The organism is Bradyrhizobium sp. KB893862 SZCCT0404 (assembly GCF_018130885.1).
GTDB lineage: Bacteria > Pseudomonadota > Alphaproteobacteria > Rhizobiales > Xanthobacteraceae > Bradyrhizobium > Bradyrhizobium stylosanthis.
In genome coordinates, this window is record NZ_JAFCLT010000003.1 from 290,965 (window position 1) to 307,847 (window position 16,883).

Consider the following 16,883-nt stretch of genomic DNA (forward strand, 5'->3'; position numbering starts at 1 on the left):
AGAGGTGTCTCAGTTGCCGCTGAACATGGTGACGTTGCCGGGCTGATAGCCGCTGCGCGTCGAGAAGATCTTGTATTGCTGGGCGCCTTGCGACTCGGCCGCCGTCACGCGCGCCTGCTCCAGCGCGTCTGCCCTCCCCTTCGCGGCGAGAACCGCGACAAGATCGGAGAGCTGCTGGGAGTGCAGGGCAAGGAGTTGGTTGCCGGCTTGAGCGGCCTGCAGGGCGCCACTCGCTGACTGGCTGGCGGTGACCAGCGAGCTCATTGCGCTGGAGTTGGTCGAGATATTGCCGACGACGCCGGCCTGCACCTTCAGCGAGTCCTCGAAGGCGCCGACCGAGTTCTGCCAACGACTTTGAGCCGCGGCAACCATTGTCGCATTCGAGCCCGTAGCCGCCGCCGTGCCATAGGTCGTGGAGTATGCCGTCTGGATGCGCTCGACGTTGAAGGCGATGTTCTGGGCCTGGCTCAGCAGCGACTGGGTCCGCGCGACCTGTGCCTGGAGCTGGGTCAGCGTCGACAGCGGCAGGTTGGCGAGGTTCTTTCCCTGGTTGACCAGGCTCTGGGCCTGATTATTCAGCATCTGGATCTGATTGTTGATCTGCTGCAGCTCGCGCGCCGCGGTCAGCACGTTCTGGCTGAAGTTGGTGGGGTCGTAGACGATCCACTGCGCGCAAGCCCGCGTCGTCAAAAGCGGCGAGATCGACGGGATCAACGAGAGAGCGGTCGCGGCGACCAGGCTGGCACGCCGCATCTTAAAGACGATCATGGTTGCACCTCCAGGTTTGTCAGGTCAGGGATAAGGTCGGCAGCCCAGAGCAGCTCGTGATCCGCGAGCCAGGCGGGCGTGAAGCCGTCGCGGCCGTGCTCGGCGAGCAGCCGTTCGATCGCGGCATGGTCGTCCCTGGAGGACGCGGCGCAGAAGGCGAGCGCAATCGGTCCGAGGCCGAGTTCAAAGAGCCGGTTGCCGCGTCGGGACTGGCAGTAATAGTCCCGCTTCGGCGTCGCCCGCGCGATGATCTCGATCTGGCGGTCGTTCAAACCGAACCGCTGGTAGATCGCGGTGATTTGCGGCTCGATCGCGCGCTCATTCGGCAGGAAGATGCGTGTCGGGCAGCTCTCGACGATCGCGGGGGCGATATTGCTGCCGTCGATGTCGGAGAGCGATTGGGTGGCAAAGACGACGGACGCGTTCTTCTTCCGGAGCGTTTTCAACCACTCCCTCAGCTGTTGCGCGAAGGCCGGATCGTCGAGGACGAGCCAGCCCTCGTCGATGATGAGGAGGGTCGGCCGGCCGTCGAGCCGGCCCTCGATGCGATGGAAGAGGTAGGTGAGGACGGCAGGCGCAGCACCAGCGCCAATCAAGCCCTCGGTCTCAAACGCCTGCACCGATGCAAATCCGAGCTGCTCGGCCTCGGCATCGAGCAGCCGGCCGGAGGGTCCGCCGACGCAATAAGGTTGCAGCGCCTGCTTGAGCGCGGCCGATTGCAGCAGCACCGTCAGGCCCGTGATCGTCCGCTCCTCGACCCGCGAGGAAGCCAGCGAAGTCAGCGCCGACCAGACATGCTCTTTCGCGGTCGGATCGATGGTGACGCCTTCCTTGGCGAGGATCGCCGTCACCCATTCCGCCGCCCAGGCGCGCTCCGCCGCATCGCCGATACGCGCGAACGGTTGAAGCGAGACGGAATTCTCCGCACTGTTCGACAGACTTCCGCCGAGGTCGTGCCAGTCGCCGCCCATGGCAAGCGCAGCTGTGCGGATCGAGCCGCCGAAATCGAAGGCGAAGATCTGGCTTTTCCGGTAGCGGCGGAACTGGATCGCCATCAGCGCCAGCAGCACGGACTTGCCGGCGCCGGTCGGGCCGACGATCAGGGTGTGGCCGACGTCGCCGACATGCAGGGAGAAGCGGAACGGCGTCGAGCCCTCGGTCTTGCCGAAGAACAGCGGGGCGCTCCGGAAATGCTCATCCCGGTCCGGCCCGGCCCAGACCGCCGACAGCGGAATCATGTGGGCGAGGTTCAATGTCGAGAGCGGCGGCTGGCGGACGTTGGCGTAGGCGTGCCCCGGCAGAGAGCCGAGCCAGGCTTCGAGCGCGTTGACCCCTTCCGGCATGCAGGTGAAGTCGCGGCCCTGGATCACCTTCTCGACGAGGCGCAGCTTTTCGGCGGCAACACCGGGATCCTCGTCCCAGACGGTGACGGTCGCGGTGACATAGGCCTGGCCGACGTCGTCGGTGCCAAGTTCCTGCAAAGCGAGGTCGGCATCGACGGCCTTGTTGGCCGCATCGCTGTCGACCAGTGTCGAGACCTCGTTGGTCATCACCTCCTTGACGATGGCGGCGATGGACTTGCGCTTGGCAAACCACTGACGGCGGATCTTGGTCAGCAGTTTTACCGCCTCGGTCTTGTCGAGGAGGATCGCGCGCGTCGACCAGCGGTAGGGGAAGGCAAGCCGGTTCAGCTCGTCCAGGATTCCGGGATAGGTGGCGGTTGGGAAACCGACCACGGTGAGCGTGCGAAGGTGGTGGCTGCCGAGGCGCGGCTCGAGACCGCCGGCGAGCGGCTCGTCCACGAGCAGCGCGTCGAGATGCATCGGCGTCTCGGGGACGCGGACGCGCTGTTGCCGGGTCGAGATGGTCGAATGCAGGTAGGTCAGCGTCTCGCCATCGTCGAGCCACGCTATTTCGGGCATGAACCCTTCGACCAGTTGCAGGACGCGGTTGGTTCGATCGACGAAGCCGCGCAGCAGCTCGTGAGGATCGACGCCGCTCTGCGCGCGGCCCTCATAGAGCCAGCCCTCGATGCGCGAGGCGTCCTCGGCCGGCGGAAGCCAGACGAAGGTCAGGAAATATCGGCTCTCGAAATGGGCTCCAGCCTCCTCGAATGCATGCCGTCGCTCCAGGTCGACCAGCGCCGATGCGGCGTCGGGAAAGGTGTTGTGCGGGTAAGTCTGGGCAGCGATGCGCTGGGCCTCGACGAAGATCGCCCAGCCTGAGCCGAGACGGCGGAGCGCGTTGTTGAGGCGGGCCGTCACCCCGACGAGCTCGGCGGGCGTTGCGCTGTCGAGATCCGGACCACGGAAGCGCGCCGTGCGCTGGAACGCGCCGTCCTTGTTGAGGACGACGCCCTTTGCGACCAAAGCGGCCCAGGGCAGGAAGTCGGCGAGGCTTTTGGGCCGGCTGCGATATTCGGCGAGGTTCAGCATGGAGGCCTCACGTGCCGAGGTAGGAGGGATAGCGGAGGTGACGTCGAACGACGTCCACAAACTGTGGATCGCGCTTGGCCGCCCAGACCGCCGCCGCATGGCCTACGGCCCAAATCAACGCTCCGGGTATCCAGAGATGAAGGCCGAGCGCTATTGCCGCCGCCAACGTGCCGTTCGCGATCGCAACGGTGCGGGGCGCGCCGCCCATCAAGATCGGGTCCGTGAGCGCGCGGTGGACCGGCGCAAAGAAGCCCGGCACTTCTGGATCGACGATGCCGGCCATCACACCAAAGCTCCGCCGGAGAAGCTGAAGAAGGTCAGGAAAAAGCTCGAGGCGGCAAAGGCGATGGACAGTCCGAAGACGATCTGAATCAGCCGGCGGAAGCCACCCGACGTATCGCCGAAGGCGAGCGTCAGGCCGGTCACGGTGATGATGATGACCGACATGATCTTCGCGACCGGACCCTGCACCGACTCCAGGATCTGATTGAGCGGCGTCTCCCACGGCATCGAGGAGCCGGAGGCGTATGCCGCAGGCGCGAACGCGACGGAGATGAAGGCAATCGCTGCGAGCCCGGTGAAGCGGAGTCGCACGCGACGAATCACGGGAGAGAACTGGATCATGATGGGTCCTTCGGAAGCGAGGATTGGCCGCCCGCCTCGGCTGATTGAACGCGGTAATCGCCGGTGGCGGGATCGAGGCCGGCGACAAGAGCAAGTTCGGCGAGGCGGCGCTCGCTGCCGCGGCCGCGCAGCACCGCGACGAGATCGATGGTCTCGGCGATCAGCGCCTTGGGAACGGTGAGGACGGCTTCCTGGATGAGCTGCTCGAGGCGGCGAAGCGCGCCGAGCGCCGTGCCGGCGTGAATCGTTCCGATCCCGCCGGGATGGCCCGTGCCCCAGGCTTTGAGAAGCTCCAGGGCTTCGCTGCCCCGGACCTCGCCGACCGGAATCCGGTCAGGGCGTAGGCGCAGGGAGGAGCGGACCAGATCGGATAGCGACGCGACGCCGTCCTTGGTGCGCAGCGCGACCAGATTCGGAGCGCGGCACTGCAGCTCACGCGTATCCTCGATCAGGACCACGCGATCGGTGGTGCCAGCGATCTCGGCCAGCAGCGCGTTCGTCAGCGTCGTCTTGCCGGTCGAGGTGCCGCCGGCGACCAGGATGTTCTTGCGGGCGGCGACGGCATCGCGGAGCAGGCCCGCCTGCCCGGCCGTCATGATGCCGGCCGCCGCGTAGTCATCCAGGGTGAACACGGCGACAGCGGGCTTGCGGATCGCGAAGGCCGGCGCTGCAACAACGGGCGGGAGAAGTCCTTCGAACCTCTCGCCCGTCTCGGGAAGCTCGGCCGAGACGCGCGGCCTCTCGGCATGCACCTCCGCGCCGACATGGTGCGCGACGAGACGCACGATCCTCTCGCCGTCAGCGGCGGACATCGTTCGTCCGCTATCCTCCAGGCCACCGGACAGCCGGTCGACCCAGAGCCGACCGTCGGGGTTGAGCATCACCTCGACGATCGCCGGGTCTTCGAGGAAGGCCGCGATCGCGGGACCCAGCGCGGTGCGCAGCATGCGCGCGCCACGCGAGAACGCTTCCGAATGGAGTGAAGTGCCCGCCACGATCGTCCCCCGAAAGCCAACCGCAGCAAGCGATCAGCAACGGGGATGGATAGAAAAGGCAGGAACTAGCGCAGTTCAACAAGTATTCAGGCGTCGTAGGGAGCGGGCGTAGAGCAGAGAAAAAATACTTGCTCGATCTAAGGCGTCCTGATCGAACCTTTCACAACAAATCTCCGCAATAGGGACTTATCGGCAATGCGAGGGGGTCATCCGCTCAAACGATGCTCGTCCACAATCTCATCCTTGAGGAACTTTGAATGAATTCCGGAAGCGCAGGACAAATTGTGATCCTGAATGGACCTCCCCGATCAGGTAAGTCGAGCATTGTGAAGAATATCGATGGTCCTTGGATCAATCTGGGCGTTGACGTCTATGTCAGGGAAATGACACCAAGTCGCTACCAACCAGGTATTGGCGTTCGCCCAGGCGGCGAACGACCGGATCTCGAACCTTTGATTCCTGTCTGCTACGCGGCCCTCTATGAGTCGATTGCAGCTCACAGTCGGTTGGGACCAAATGTGGTCGTCGACGTCGGACATCACAATTCTTATGCAAGGCCCGTCAATATCCTCGTCGAATGCGCGCGGCGATTACTCGGCCTACCGGTCCTGTTTGTTGGCGTTCGCTGCTCCATCGAGGTCATCATGGAGCGCAGACGACAAGGTCAGGTTGGCCGAGAGAATGTATATCTAACGGGCTCCAATCAAGGGCCTGTACCGGCCCCAGTGCTGGCATGGCAGCAGGAGGTCCACGTTCCCGGTATCTACGATCTCGAAATCGACACATCGTCCGCCAGTCCTCAAGATTGTGCAGCAACTATCCTGCAGCGACTCGAAAATTCCCACGAACAGCCGACCGCATTTGAGAAGTTGGCCGCATCTGCGTATAGCAAATGAGACGAACTCTGCTTGAGTGCGGAGACGAGCAACCATGTTCATAGCCCGGTCAATGGGGCCTGTGTTTGCGGAAAAATGACGAACTAGCGCAACTGCAAGGTCATTGATGTCGTTTCATTGAGAGACGGCAATCCAATAACGATCTCCTTGAGGCGAATTCAGCGTGAAAGATTTGGCAAGACCTCTGTTTATCGCGTTTTCGTCGGCTTCTTTCTTTATCGTCGGTGTTGGTATTGTTCTGCCCGCTTGGGTCGCTTTCCACATTGGTGGTTCTGGGCTGGTTGGTCTGGTGTTGCTCTCATCCAGCGTGGCCGGGCTGTTGCTCACGCCAGTAGCTGGTCACCTGGCCGATCGTCATGATCGCGCGCAGGTCACGGTGGCGGGGCAGACGATCCGAGCCTTGGGGCTGGCCGTTCTCGCTCCTGTCGGATTTGTTGCGGAATCTCTATCGCCAGTCCTTCTCATCGCTTCCGGCGTATTAGGAGCCTTTGGCTTTGCGCTTCTGTCGGGATCACTGAGCGGCATCTTGCAGGCAATCGTCCCCGAAGCCCAGCGCATGGGGTTCGCCCTTCGACTTGCCCTTTTCAATCAGCTGGGCATCGCGATCGGGACGGGCGCTACCGGTCTTGCCATTGACCGGCTTGGCAGTCCGACGTCCGCACTGATGTTCGCGGCAATAGCTCTGGCATGTCTTCCCGTGCTGAAACTGATCACAGCGAAAGCTCGCGACGTCCGATCGCCTCAACGGCTTAGCTTGCTTCCTGCGTCGCGGCAGGCTCTCGGCTATTTGCTCATCAGCCCTCCAGCCCTCTCAGCGGCGGTGACGGTCGGGCTGGCATTTGCCGTGATCCAGATTACCAACCTTCTCCTTCCGGGTTTTGTGATCCGATCGCTCGGCGGTGACAGTGGCCTGTTTGGCCTGCTGGAAATGGCTGCCGCGATCACTGGCACGGTCGCATTGGCGTTGGTGGGCTTTACGTCCATAGCGAAACATCTGCAAGGTCTCACACCCGCAATCCTGGCTGCTGCTGGCGCATCGTTGTTCTTGTTTTCCCTCGCGCCGAATCGGGCCGCCGCCATTGTCCTCTATTGTGTGGCAGGCATGCTCTGGAACGTGTCGCGAGCGGCCGCCAACGGCCACCTTTTGACGGTTGTGGACTCTGGCATGATTGGCCGTGTGCAGGCGTTCACGACCTTGCTTACGGGCGGCTTCGGGCTTGCCATATATCTCCTCCCGACAATTGTGCCGGGAGCCGCCGAGGCAACCCTCTACATGGCATGTGGCGTGGTTATTGTGGTCTGCGTCGGCGGGCTATTCCTTTGGACGAAGGCTCAGGACCGGCCGCGGCGTAGTCGTCCAGCGTGAAAACAGCGACGGCGGGCTTGCGGATCGCAAAGGCCGGTGCCGCAACGACAGGCGGCAGAAGTCCTTCGAACCTCTCTCCCGTCTCGGGAAGCTCGGCCGAGACGCGCGGCTTCTCGGCATGCACCTCAGCGCCGACATGATGCGCGACCAGGCGCACGATCCGCTCGCCGTCGGCCGCGGACATCGTTCGTCCGCTATCCTCGAGGCCGCCGGACAGGCGGTCGATCCAGAGCCGACCATCGGGGTTGAGCATCACCTCGACGATCGCGGGGTCTTCGAGGAAGGTGGCGATCGCGGGCCCAAGCGCGGTGCGCAGCATGCGCGCGCCGCGCGAGAACGCTTCCGAATGGAGTGAAGTGCCCGCCACGATCGTCCCCCGTCGAGCGCCAATCGCAAAAACCGATCGGCGACGGGGATGGATAGAAAAGGCAGGAAACGGGTTAGTTCAACAAGTATTCAGCCGTCGTAGGGAGCGGGCGTAGAGCAGAGAAAAAATACTTGCTGTAGAGAAGACGTACCACTCGAACTCTGACGCCAAATATTCGGGTACCGGAGTCAGCGAAGGGCGATTTCAACGGCCCACGCATACGGTCGATTCTCCCCCTGAATTGCTCAGGACGGTGCCGCGCTGACAGACTGCTCCCGATAGCGATTTAGATCGGTCAGACTCAGGAGTATAAGTTTATGTCATGAATCTCGAACCTCGTAAGTGACATGAGCGATAACCATTCAGACCTCAATCCGCTTCGCGGTTGGCATCCTGGCTTGCTCCGTGAGGTCGTGCTCGCGACGACTCGCAAATTGTCGGAGCATAAAATTCCGATTCCGCCGCTTGACTTCTATGAGGCCATCGCGGCTCGGGGCGAAGAGATCATTATTGAGGCGATTGCGGAAGCAATTGCCGCGGGCCACGACGATACAGGCACTGTGATCGCGAATATTGGGGTGGCGCGGCGGTTTCTTGAGCGATTCGGTGACGACCTGCTCCTCGCCACCGAGCAGGCGGATGATCCTATCCTTGCAAGGCTTTCCGCATATCTCGCGCTGGAAGGGACCGACGGATACAACGAAATCCGCTATCAGTGTGCTTGGGGCGCCCAAGGTAGTCCCGATTGGGGCACATTATGGGGTGTCAAACAGAAGATCCGGGATTTCACACCTGCCTTCGTGCTGAAGATTTGCATGAAGGGTGACATTCGATGGCTGGCGGTTGAGTGCCATGCTCCCAACCGCGCGTTACCTGAAGACCTTCACACCCGAGTTCGAGCCCGAACAATGGTCGTCTCTGGCGTTCCTGTCCTTGCCTTCTCGCCGACCGACGTTGAAACAGACGCGTCCGCGTGCGTTGAGGAGATCGGTTATGCAGCGTCGGTTCTCGCACAAGAACTGCTCGCGATGCACGGCATTGAACCCCCACCGCGGCGGGATTTTCGTCCACACGGCTAGCGATCATAGGCACATCAAGGGGCCATCCTCACGTCGACTCGCTCTCCTGAACATCCTCCGGGATTTCCTGCCGTAGCTTCGGGCCTTGGCTGAGCCTGCGACCGAGCGCTGCTACGAAATTATCATACCGCGCTCCGGCCTGTGCTCTCGCTGCCTTGGCGGCCGGTTCGGGGAGCGGCGGCGTGGTTGTGAGCCAGAAGCGGATAAAAAGCGCCATGGTCTCGACCGAAATCCCGACATCCCGTTCGAGCCGCGCGATGCGGCGATCAATCTGATCGAGGCGCTTGGCAACAGCCGCCTCCCGCCGCTCATCGGCGTCCGGCGACAGAAAGGACGCAATGGCGGCTTCGGCGATGAGCGACATCGGCTGCTCGCGCCGGGCGGCATAGGCCGACAGCGCCTTCATGACGTCCGGATCGAGATAGACCGACATCTGGGCCTTTTTCTTCGGCACGGTCATGCTGCTCACAATCCGAGATCGTCGCCAGGATCGAGCGAGGCCTGGCGCGCGACACCCTGCATCATGTCGTTCATGCGCCTGATCTGCGGCGCATCTTCATCGAACTCGTCGGCGAGGTCGGCCGCGAACTCGTTGTCGAGCGGCTCCTTCTTGTCCACGATGTCTCGATCCAGTTCCGGATGCCGCCGGCGATCCGCAGTCTTTGGATCCTCGTCATCCGCCTGGTCGTCGGTCGGCGCCGGTAATGCCGATGGACGCGGCGGCAGTGGCCGTGAGCTCCAGTCGTCCGGCCGCCTATCGTTGGATTTGGTCAACGTCGGCGGCGCCATGATGCGCTCCTGGAAGCGTCCGTCTTCGTAATAGCGCGCCTTCTTCGCCCGGATCGGATGGAGGCCCGACATCATGACGATCTCATCTGATGGCGGCAGCTGCATCATCTCACCGGGCGTCAGCAGCGGGCGGGCGGTCTCCGACCGCGACACCATCAGATGGCCCAGCCAAGGCGCGAGCCGGCTGCCGGCATAATTCTTCATCGCCTTCATCTCGGTCGCCGTGCCGAGGGCGTCGCTCACCCTCTTGGCGGTCCGCTCGTCGTTGGCCGCAAAGCTGACCCGGACGTGACAATTATCGAGGATCGAATTGTTGGGCCCGTAGGCTTTCTCGATCTGGTTCAGCGACTGGGCGATCAGGAAGCTCTTGATGCCGTAACCCGCCATGAAGGCCAGCGCTGACTCGAAGAAGTCGAGCCGGCCGAGCGCCGGGAATTCGTCAAGCATCAAGAGGAGCCGGCGCCTTCCGGCCTTGGCCTGCAGATCCTCGGTCAGGCGGCGGCCGATCTGGTTGAGGATCAGGCGGATCAGCGGCTTGGTGCGGTTGATGTCCGACGGCGGCACCACGAGGTACAGCGTGGTGGGCCGGTCCCCGCCGACGATGTCGGTGATCCGCCAGTCGCAGCGCCGCGTCACCTCCGCCACCACGGGATCCCGGTAGAGGCCGAGGAACGACATGGCGGTGCTCAAGACGCCGGAGCGTTCGTTGCCGGATTTGTTCAGCAGCTCGCGCGCGGCGGAGGCGACAACGGGGTGGACACCGGCCTCACCGAGATGCGCGGTCCGCATCATCGCGGCAAGCGTCGTCTCGATTGGCCGCTTCGGATCGGACAGGAAGGCTGCGACGCCGGCGAGGGTCTTGTCCTTCTCGGCATAGAGAACGTGGAGAATCGCGCCGACCAGCAGCGCGTGACTGGTTTTCTCCCAGTGGTTCCGCTTCTCGAGGCTGCCCTCCGGGTCGACCAGAATGTCGGCAATGTTCTGGACGTCGCGCACCTCCCACTCGCCGCGGCGCACCTCGAGCAACGGATTATAGGCCGACGACTTCGCGTTGGTCGGATCGAACAGAAGGACACGGCCGTGTCGGGCGCGAAAGCCGGCGGTGAGCTGCCAGTTCTCCCCCTTGATGTCGTGGACGATAGCCGAGCCCGGCCACGTCAATAGCGAAGGGATGACGAGGCCGACGCCCTTGCCCGATCGCGTGGGTGCGAAGCACAGGACATGCTCCGGTCCATCATGGCGAAGATAGGTGCGCTCGAACCGGCCGAGCACCACGCCGTCGGGTCCAAGCAATCCAGCCTGCTCGATCTCTTTTGCCTCCGCCCACCGCGCGGACCCATAAGTCTCGGCATTCTTCGCTTCGCGGGCGCGCCAGACCGACATGCCGATCGCGACGGCCGCGGCGATGATGCCGCCGGATGCGGCGATGTAGCCGCCCTCAATGAAGATCGACGGCGCATAGGCGTCGTAGGCATACCACCACCAGAAAAAGGCGGGCGGGAGATAGAACGGAAAATGCATCAGTTCGAACCAGGGCTGCCCCAGTTGCGGTTGGAACCCGAGCCGCCAAGCGGTCCATTCCGTCGCGGCCCAGATCGCGAGCAGGACGATCGCCAAGACCGTGATGACCTGCCCCCAAAGAATCGTGGTCGCGGACATGCCGCCCGCCCTTTTCTGACGTCGTTGATTGGAGGGATCACTCACAGGCCAAGCCCCCGGTTGCGCCCAAAACCCCAGTCGATGCCGCCGTCGGCGCGGGCGACGCCGGAGACATGCCGGCCGAGCTGTTTTTCGAGCGCGGGTGTCCAGGGCACGAGCTGGAAGCCCAGCCCATCATCGATCATGGCGAAACGGCCGGAGGCGAGCGCGAAGCGCTGCCGATAGCTGCCCGCGACATATTCACCGACAGCCGACGGGTTGAACGGCTGACCGGTGTCAGTGGCGAGCTGCTGACCGAGAGCTTCAAGCTCCCGCTGGCGCAGCGTGCCGATGAGGTTCTTCGCGAACACCAGCCCACGCGGCTGGCGTTCGGCGAGACCCTGCTCGATGAGCTGCTCGGCCCGCCGTTGCATGGCGTCGCGGACCTCGGCGCCGAAGCCGGCCTGGCCGAGCGCAACCGGGTCGCGTGCGATGGCCTGCCGGTCGAGCCACGTCGCGCCGCTCGCCGTCACCTGCGCTTCAATCGACAGATCGGAGCGGACAGCGAGCGCCACGCGAGGCTGCCCTCTCGCGTCGTCGAATTTGCGGAGCTCGACGATCGAGCCAGGCGCGCTATCGCCCGCCGCGTCGAGGTCGGGCAGCCTGATGTGGTGGGTGCGGCCATCGACGCCGTCGACCACGGCATAGGCGGTCCCCTTGAGTTCGTCGTCGAGGCCGCGATCGACGAGACGGCCGATGACGGGGACGTCGAGGCTTTCGCCTGCCAACACGTAGTTGGCACTCCCAAGCTCGATGCCGCGTTCGGTCAGGCTGCGGTGGATGCGCTTGATGATGTCGCCGCGTTCGCCAAGCTCGCGCAACGTCGTCTCGGCGGCCTCGTCCATGACCCATTGGCCCGGCCCGATCTGATGAGCGAGGCCAAGGCGCTCCAAGCGACGCAGCCGGCCGACCTTCAACGCATGAAACTGATCAGGCGGTCCGACCGGGTCGGGAACAAGGTCGATGACGCCGTGGCGGTCTGCATCCCGAGCAAGCTGTCGGTCGAGCTGTGTCCAGCGCTCCGCGTCAACCTGGTGCTCAAGCGAGCGACGGATGTCGAGATCGGAACGTATTCCAAGCTCCCGTGTGACAAGGTCCTGGGCGCGGGCGCGCATCCCCTCCCTGATGTAGTCGCGGGAGATGACGAGATCCTGGCCGTCCTCGGCGACACCGCGCACGATGATGTGGACGTGCGGGTGCTGGGTGTTCCAGTGATCGACACCCACCCAGTCGAGCTTGGTGCCGAGGTCCACTTCCATCTGGCCGACCAACTCACGGGCGAAACCTTTGAGGTCGGCCATATCAGGTGCGTCTTCGGGCGAGACGATGAAACGGAAATGGTGCCGGTCATTCTCACAGCGTTCGGCGAAGGCCTTGGGATCGGCATCCGCCGTGTCCGGGCCGAACAGGTGGGCCTTCTCCCCGTCCCGGGTCACGCCCTCTCGCCGGAGATAGCCGAGATGCGCAGTCAGCGGCGCCGATCTCGCTCTATGCCGAACGACCCGCGTCTTGATCGTCACCAGCTGCGAGCGGCCGGTGAGCAGACGATTTGCCCGCACGCTGGCAACCCGGCCGCGGCCGAAGCGCGAATGACGTGGGCTGGTGAGATGGCCGGCACGCGAAATGCCGCCACCGGCGCGCTGAGCGGCAGCGAGCGCCTGAGCGATGAAGGGTTTTGCCCGCTGGGCCCGCGGGGAGCGGATGCGGCCGGGCCGAGGCCGAAAATCGTTCTCTTCAGCCATGGCCAGCCCCGGCAATGTGCGAAACGTCGAATCCCCGCAATGAGTTAATAACGCGGCGCACATTGCGCGCCGAAGCCGCACATTGCGGACCCGAGGAAAATTGGCAGCATAAACAACCGACCGACCGAGCCGCACGTTGCGGCCTTTTATCTCGCCATCGTCCGGTTGGTGCTTGCCGCGACTCGCAACAAGTTCGGGTCATTGCGGTAGATCCTTCAATAGCGCCTGCCCGAACGCGTCGGCCCGTGGCCGATTCATTGCGAATGAGCCGCCGCGACTTGGCAGTTGACTTGCGAAGCCCCCACTGTTTGCGTGCGAAGCGAGCGCTTGCGATAGCGATCGTTACCCGCAGGGCCGAGACACCCGTAGGGTGGCTCGGTGAGGAGCGAAGCGACGAGTAGAGCGCGGGCCGAAGGCATCGCCCATATGCCATCAGCACGCCGTTATCGCACTCCTCCGCGAACTCTTTGCAGCGTGAGCGAGGGTCCCTTAGTAGCACACCTGAAAGTCTTAACGTCGGCGCGAATTCACAAACGATGGATGGTAAGCCGCTGTCGTGTGGCGGATATGCAGATCTCCGCAACAGGGGTGCGCGCAGACGCACCGCAATCCGCGCATTGAGGTCGAAGATGCAGCGCAGTCATTGTGATCGTCCCATTGTCGAGAGCGCAACAAACAAGCCTTCCGATTGCGGCACGATCGCAGAGAGATCGTGCACCAGAATTGCAGCGGGTCTGTCGAGTGTCCGTCGATCGGGTGTTGCTGGCGCAACAGCGGGCGACCGATCAGCGTTGTCGAAAAACAGCGGCGCGCGTGTCCAGGATGAACGAGAAGAGGCCGCGAGGAGAAGAGGTCCTGGTGCCCCCTCCGCAACGACAAAAGGGACGATAGCCGCGACATAAGCCTTCGTCTCCGCCGGTAGCGGACGATGTCTATCGCGAAACTCCTCGTAGCGGCCGGGACCTGCATTATAGGCCGCGAGAAAGCCCGGCGAGCCGTAGCGGTCGTGCAACTCGCGAAGAAAGGCGGCGCCGGCCAGGATGTTGTCACGAGGATCGAAAGGATCGCGTCCGAGACCGTAGCGAGCGCGCATGTCCGCCCAGGTCTTGGGCATGAGTTGCATCAGGCCGAGCGCACCCTTAGACGACACGGCATGCCGATCGCCGCTACTCTCAATGCGCATGACGGCGCGAACCCATGCTGCCGGAATGCCAAAGCGCGCCGCGGCCTCCGCCACATGAGCTGCGTAGTGATCGCTCGCCGGTTGACTTTGCGTCGGCGCTCTCTGCCCGGACACTGCTGCCGTTGGCCCGCCGACCACCAGCAGGCCGGTAAGGAGGAGAACGGCAAAGCCCGCCGTGGCTCCGCCACCATGGCGAGGCGTCGTGCTGCTTACCAACCGTGCGCACGGACCGCCGGTTTGACCACCGCTGCGCGCGGCGGCCGCCCGACGGCTACGCGGACCCGAGGAATGAGACGGCTTTGCCGCGAGCAAAGGGATAGAGCTTCGATGCGCCTCGTCGGCGGCACGCGTGACAGGACCCTGCATGCAATCAGTCCCGCTCGGCGCGTTGGGGCTGACGATTCCAGTTCAGCGTCCAGGCCGATTTGTCCTCGGCCGACTGGAAGAGATTGGCGCGGATTGGACGCGGCAGCGTCGGGTCGTCGATGACGAGCGAAACATAGTCGCCCGCCTTTTCGCCGGTGCGCTTCCAGCCCGCGCCGATCTCCGGGCCTTCGGCATCTCCGATACGGATGCGGTAGTCCGGCGCGTTCTCGGCATCCGAGGATTCGGCCGGGAGGAGGATGAGAATCCGCTCGAAGAAGAGCGTTTGAATGCGCCCGGTGAAGCCAGACTTGTCGCGCGTGAATTGGCCGATGTGTGCCATGGGAAAACTCCTCGGTTGGCAGGTTGGGAAGCGGGTCAATAGGTGGCGGCGCGCCAGATGAACCGGCCGTCACCGGCCTCGTCGGTCCACAGCGGGATCGCACGCCCGACGATTGAAGTGACGGGGAGCGTGCCGAAATAGCGGCCGTCCAAGCTGTCCGGCACAGTGGGATTCATGAGGAAGACCTCGCCCTGCTCGAGGATATGGCAACCACTCCAACGCGGCAGCGGACGGCCGAGGTGATCGCGATCATGTGCGGCGCCGACATCGACGGTATCGACCGTGATCGCGTCGCCCGACCGGCACACAGTCTGCCCGGGCAGCGCCGTCACACGCTTCAGCAACGGCACGCCCTTCGGAAGAAAGCCGCCATCAGCCAGGACGCTAGCGATCGGTTCCGGCAACCGTACTGCGACCAGTTCCAAGGCGTGCAGCTCTCTAACCCGATGCAGCGCGTAGAGCCCTACGGGCGTGCTCGCGGTGGCGTTCCAGATCAGCCGCGGCGCGGGATGAACGAACGCCAGGGTGCCAGCGGCCAGCATCGCGAAGTACGTCACCATGACGTAGCCAAATCTTGTCATGGCGTGATGCTCCGACGCTTGAGCCAGGCTACATGCTGCTCGCGCGTGTAGGAACGCGGCACGTGGTCGGCGGCGAGGCGGTTGTGGAGATGCCGCCAGTATTCGGGCGCAGCGTCGGCCGGATCGATGGCAAGTGCCTCAATGGCGTCAATGGCCTGCAGCACACGCTCGACCTTCGGCCAGTTGTCGACACGCAGCAGGATTTCGCCGCCGGGGCGCACGAAAGGTAGAGTCTGATACCGCTGACCGGCCTCGACGGTGCGCACGATGTCCATGCGCGACACCACGGTGCCGTAGTCATTCGATGCCCAGCGAACGAAGCCGAAGATGCTGCCGGGCGCAAAGCTCGAGATGCTGCGGCGGCGGTCGAGGATCTTCTCCTCGGCACGGCGACCGAAGCGCAGCCAGTGCTCGATCCGCTTCTCGATCCAGGTCAGCTCGACATGGGTGAGCGCGACAGCACGTCGATGCGAGGACGGCACGGCGCGTGGCGGCAAGGCCTCGTTGTCGTTCATGACGGTTCTCCGGCGTCAGCGGGGAATTCTCGCGCGAGCAATTCGCGGAGCATGTCGGCAACGGTCGCGCCGCGCTGGAACGCGGCGACCTTGATGCGGCCGCGCAGCGCCGGCGTGATGTCGATGGTCAAACGCGCGGTGAATGCCGCTGCTTCATTCACACTACGTGGCGGTGCATCGCTCGCCTTGACCCAGCTTTCCGCATCGCCGGGACGCGAAGCAAAGCCCCGCTTGGTCGAGCGTTCGCTCATAGTGAAAACCTCGCGACTTCAGCGGCGAGCGCGGTGATCTCTCGCGCAGCGGCGCTTTGCTCGACGAACTCGAAGACGAGCCGGCCAGACTGCGCGGCGTCAGCGAAGACGACGCGCTGGCCGATCGTGCTGGCAAGCACCGGCGGATCGTGATCGGCGAGCGTTTCAGCAGTCTCGCGGGCGATGATCGTGCGTGCGCCGCAGCGATTGAGTACAAAGCGAGCGGCGAGCTGAGGCCGGTACATGCGAGCCTCTCGCAGCAGAGCGAGCATCTCGGCCGAGGCCCAGCCGTCGAACGGCGACGGTTGCACGGGGATCAGCACCAGATCGGCTGCCAGCAGTGCTGAACGCATCAATCCGGCGACGCGCGGCGGTCCGTCGATGACGACATGATCGGCGGTGCGTGCGATCTCCGGCGCCTCACGGTGGAGCGTATCGCGCGCAAGGCCTACGACGCCGAACAACCGAGGGACGTTCTCTCTCGCGCGCTGCTGCGACCAGTCCAATGCCGAGCCCTGGGGGTCAGCATCGATCAGCGTCACACGCTTGCCGCGTAGCGCCCATTCACCGGCGAGATGGAGAGCGAGCGTCGTCTTGCCGACACCGCCCTTTTGATTGAGCAGCGCGACGATCATTGTTTGCCTCCCGCCTTGTTGTCGAAAGGCAGCGGCGATCGTCTGGGGCTGTTGGAGATGCGCTCGACGGACGGCAGCGCCGTCGGCCGAAGCCGGAACGGAGACTGACCATTGCGCCGGTCTACGATTAACGGAAAATGAGTCTCCGATTTAAGGGGCAGATTACTCATCGACCGCCCCCAGTCGCCCGTTTGCGGGAAAGCCACAACGACTGAAGCGACACGCAGGTCGCACAACGAGCGGCCACCACTCT

At 63.8% G+C, this 16,883-nt stretch carries 17 protein-coding genes and 1 pseudogene; 3 read left to right on the forward strand and 15 right to left on the reverse strand.

Annotated features, from left to right (window positions below):
- Nucleotides 1-9: 9 nt before the first annotated feature.
- The 5 genes from trbJ to trbB are packed head-to-tail and all read right to left on the reverse strand — an operon-like array spanning nt 10 to nt 4,822.
- Entirely contained in the window at nt 10-768 is a 759-nt protein-coding gene (trbJ, locus tag JQ617_RS15360) for a P-type conjugative transfer protein TrbJ (protein ID WP_212027051.1), read from the reverse strand.
- Nucleotides 765-3,203 carry a conjugal transfer protein TrbE gene (trbE, locus tag JQ617_RS15365; RefSeq protein ID WP_212027052.1) on the reverse strand — a complete coding sequence of 813 codons (2,439 nt, stop codon included), beginning with the start codon at nt 3,201-3,203 and terminating at the stop codon, nt 765-767. Before trbE ends, trbJ begins: the two co-directional genes overlap by 4 nt.
- A gap of 7 nt (nt 3,204-3,210) precedes the next feature.
- Nucleotides 3,211-3,486 (reverse strand): VirB3 family type IV secretion system protein, encoded by a 276-nt coding sequence (locus JQ617_RS15370; RefSeq protein WP_212027053.1) that lies wholly within the window; start codon nt 3,484-3,486, stop codon nt 3,211-3,213.
- Nucleotides 3,486-3,809 (reverse strand): TrbC/VirB2 family type IV secretion system protein, encoded by a 324-nt coding sequence (locus tag JQ617_RS15375; protein WP_212027435.1) that lies wholly within the window; start codon nt 3,807-3,809, stop codon nt 3,486-3,488. Before JQ617_RS15375 ends, JQ617_RS15370 begins: the two co-directional genes overlap by 1 nt.
- A 14-nt stretch (nt 3,810-3,823) precedes the next feature.
- Entirely contained in the window at nt 3,824-4,822 is a 999-nt protein-coding gene (gene trbB, locus JQ617_RS15380; protein WP_212027054.1) for a P-type conjugative transfer ATPase TrbB, read from the reverse strand.
- A gap of 257 nt (nt 4,823-5,079) precedes the next feature.
- Between trbB and JQ617_RS15385 the strand changes: the two genes are divergently transcribed.
- Both JQ617_RS15385 and JQ617_RS15390 read left to right on the forward strand, forming a co-directional pair.
- Nucleotides 5,080-5,718, forward strand: a complete 639-nt coding sequence (locus JQ617_RS15385; RefSeq protein WP_212027055.1) for a chloramphenicol phosphotransferase CPT family protein — start codon at nt 5,080-5,082, stop codon at nt 5,716-5,718.
- A 163-nt stretch (nt 5,719-5,881) separates the two neighbouring features.
- Nucleotides 5,882-7,084 (forward strand): MFS transporter, encoded by a 1,203-nt coding sequence (locus tag JQ617_RS15390; RefSeq protein WP_212027056.1) that lies wholly within the window; start codon nt 5,882-5,884, stop codon nt 7,082-7,084.
- On the opposite strand, the pseudogene JQ617_RS15395 reads toward JQ617_RS15390, so the two are convergent.
- Nucleotides 7,056-7,403: pseudogene (locus tag JQ617_RS15395) on the reverse strand (P-loop NTPase family protein); the annotation flags it as partial. The gene JQ617_RS15390 and the pseudogene JQ617_RS15395 overlap by 29 nt on opposite strands.
- Nucleotides 7,404-7,798: 395 nt before the next feature.
- Between JQ617_RS15395 and JQ617_RS15400 the strand changes: the two are divergent.
- A complete protein-coding gene (locus JQ617_RS15400) occupies nt 7,799-8,530 on the forward strand; it encodes a hypothetical protein (RefSeq protein WP_212027057.1) in 732 nt (243 codons plus the stop codon).
- A gap of 28 nt (nt 8,531-8,558) precedes the next feature.
- Here JQ617_RS15400 and JQ617_RS15405 read toward each other — a convergent pair whose 3' ends face one another.
- The 9 genes from JQ617_RS15405 to parA all read right to left on the reverse strand — a co-directional run bounded on the left by JQ617_RS15405 (nt 8,559) and on the right by parA (nt 16,630).
- Nucleotides 8,559-8,990, reverse strand: a complete 432-nt coding sequence (locus tag JQ617_RS15405) for an oligosaccharide--protein glycosyltransferase subunit 2 (RefSeq protein ID WP_212027058.1) — start codon at nt 8,988-8,990, stop codon at nt 8,559-8,561.
- Between the two features lie 5 nt (nt 8,991-8,995).
- Nucleotides 8,996-10,978, reverse strand: coding sequence for a conjugal transfer protein TraG (locus tag JQ617_RS15410; RefSeq protein WP_212027059.1), 1,983 nt, complete (start codon nt 10,976-10,978; stop codon nt 8,996-8,998).
- A 41-nt stretch (nt 10,979-11,019) separates the two neighbouring features.
- A complete protein-coding gene (locus JQ617_RS15415; protein WP_212027060.1) occupies nt 11,020-12,759 on the reverse strand; it encodes a relaxase/mobilization nuclease domain-containing protein in 1,740 nt (579 codons plus the stop codon).
- A gap of 640 nt (nt 12,760-13,399) precedes the next feature.
- A complete protein-coding gene (locus tag JQ617_RS15420; RefSeq protein WP_249157128.1) occupies nt 13,400-14,308 on the reverse strand; it encodes a lytic transglycosylase domain-containing protein in 909 nt (302 codons plus the stop codon).
- Nucleotides 14,309-14,312: 4 nt separating this feature from the next.
- On the reverse strand, nt 14,313-14,648 hold the full coding sequence (locus tag JQ617_RS15425) for a DUF736 domain-containing protein (RefSeq protein ID WP_212027061.1): 336 nt from the start codon (nt 14,646-14,648) through the stop codon (nt 14,313-14,315).
- A 35-nt stretch (nt 14,649-14,683) separates the two neighbouring features.
- Nucleotides 14,684-15,229, reverse strand: a complete 546-nt coding sequence (locus JQ617_RS15430; RefSeq protein ID WP_212027062.1) for a S26 family signal peptidase — start codon at nt 15,227-15,229, stop codon at nt 14,684-14,686.
- A complete protein-coding gene (locus JQ617_RS15435; RefSeq protein ID WP_212027063.1) occupies nt 15,226-15,744 on the reverse strand; it encodes a DUF2840 domain-containing protein in 519 nt (172 codons plus the stop codon). The genes JQ617_RS15430 and JQ617_RS15435 overlap by 4 nt, the downstream gene beginning before the upstream one ends.
- Nucleotides 15,741-15,995, reverse strand: a complete 255-nt coding sequence (locus JQ617_RS15440) for a ribbon-helix-helix protein (protein WP_212027064.1) — start codon at nt 15,993-15,995, stop codon at nt 15,741-15,743. Before JQ617_RS15440 ends, JQ617_RS15435 begins: the two co-directional genes overlap by 4 nt.
- On the reverse strand, nt 15,992-16,630 hold the full coding sequence (gene parA / locus JQ617_RS15445) for a ParA family partition ATPase (protein ID WP_212027065.1): 639 nt from the start codon (nt 16,628-16,630) through the stop codon (nt 15,992-15,994). Before parA ends, JQ617_RS15440 begins: the two co-directional genes overlap by 4 nt.
- Nucleotides 16,631-16,883 lie beyond the last annotated feature (253 nt).